This is a genomic window from Amycolatopsis sp. CA-128772 (assembly GCF_002904295.1).
In the GTDB taxonomy this organism is placed as follows: Bacteria; Actinomycetota; Actinomycetes; order Mycobacteriales; family Pseudonocardiaceae; genus Amycolatopsis.
This window is the reverse complement of the sequence record NZ_PPHG01000107.1, coordinates 1-1,668: the sequence shown is the minus strand read 5'-3', so window position 1 is coordinate 1,668 and position 1,668 is coordinate 1. Positions and strand designations below refer to the sequence as shown.

Below are 1,668 nucleotides of genomic sequence, written 5' to 3'. Positions count from 1 at the left end.
CGCAACGTGGCTGCGTTGTACCTGCTGGCGGTCATGGTCGTGGTGTTCTCGCTGTGGGTACCCGACTCCTTCCTGACCGCCGGCACCTGGCGGTCGTTGCTGTCGGACCAGGCGATCACCTGTCTGGTCGCGGTGGGTTTGGTGGTGCCGATCGCCGCCGGCGTGGTGGATCTGGCGATCGGGACCGAGGTCGGACTGGGCGCGATCGTGGTCGCCTGGCTGCTGCTCGGGCACCTGCCCGTGGCGGTGGCAGTGCTGTTGTCATTGGTGGCGGGAGCCGGGGTCGGAGTGCTGTCCTGGCTGTTGATCACCCGGGCGAGGATCCCGTCCTTCATCGCCACCTTGGGCGTGTCCTCACTGCTGACCGCCGTGATCGCCTGGCTGTCGGGCAGTGAGCAGATCGTCGGCCTGCCCCCCGGCTTCTCCCGGATCGCCACCGGCCAGTTCCTCGGCCTGGCCTACCCGTTCTGGATCATGATCGCCGTCGCCACCCTCCTGTGGTACGTCCTGGAACGCACCCCACTCGGCCGACGGATCTACGCCACCGGCGGCAACGTCGACGCGATGGGCGGATCCAGTGAGGCGGCGGCGCTGGCCGGCATCCGGACGTCGCGGATCATCCTGGGCGCGCTGGTAACCGGCGGTGTGGTCGCGGCGGGAGCGGGGCTGCTGGAAACCGCTCAGCTGTCGGCCGGAGACCCGACCATCGGACCGGGCTTCCTGCTCCCGGTCATCGCCGCGGTGTTCCTCGGCTCCACCCAGTTCCGAGGAGGGCGGTTCAACGTCTGGGGCACCGTCGTGGCCGCCTACGTCCTCGCCGTCGGCGTGAAGGGCCTCCAATTGGCGGGCCTGCCGATCTGGACCCCCGACCTGTTCAACGGCGCAGCCCTCCTGCTCGCCGTCGGCCTCGCCGCCTGGCGCCACCCGGCCGGGACGCACCGCGAGGCCATCGTCCGGCTTCTGCGCGGCAGCACTCCTGCGGCACGGAGCCGGCGGCGCATCCGCCGCGCCGATCTCGCCGCTCGCATCACCACCGCCCGAGTCGCAGACGGCATCCCGCCGGAAGTGGCGGGTGGACGTGGGCGCGTGCGGTTGCGGGGGGCGTTGGCTTTCCGCAACGTGGCTGCGTTGTACCTGCTGGCGGTCATGGTCGTGGTGTTCTCGCTGTGGGTACCCGACTCCTTCCTGACCGCCGGCACCTGGCGGTCGTTGCTGTCGGACCAGGCGATCACCTGTCTGGTCGCGGTGGGTTTGGTGGTGCCGATCGCCGCCGGCGTGGTGGATCTGGCGATCGGGACCGAGGTCGGACTGGGCGCGATCGTGGTCGCCTGGCTGCTGCTCGGGCACCTGCCCGTGGCGGTGGCAGTGCTGTTGTCATTGGTGGCGGGAGCCGGGGTCGGAGTGCTGTCCTGGCTGTTGATCACCCGGGCGAGGATCCCGTCCTTCATCGCCACCTTGGGCGTGTCCTCACTGCTGACCGCCGTGATCGCCTGGCTGTCGGGCAGTGAGCAGATCGTCGGCCTGCCCCCCGGCTTCTCCCGGATCGCCACCGGCCAGTTCCTCGGCCTGGCCTACCCGTTCTGGATCATGATCGCCGTCGCCACCCTCCTGTGGTACGTCCTGGAACGCACCCCACTCGGCCGACGGATCTACGCCACCGGCGGCAAC

General features: G+C 70.1%; 1 protein-coding gene. It reads left to right on the top strand.

Annotated features, from left to right (window positions below):
* Positions 1–15: 15 nt before the first annotated feature.
* A partial coding sequence (locus tag C2L59_RS46250) for an ABC transporter permease (protein WP_103355947.1) occupies positions 16–1,668 on the top strand: 1,653 nt, incomplete at its 3' end.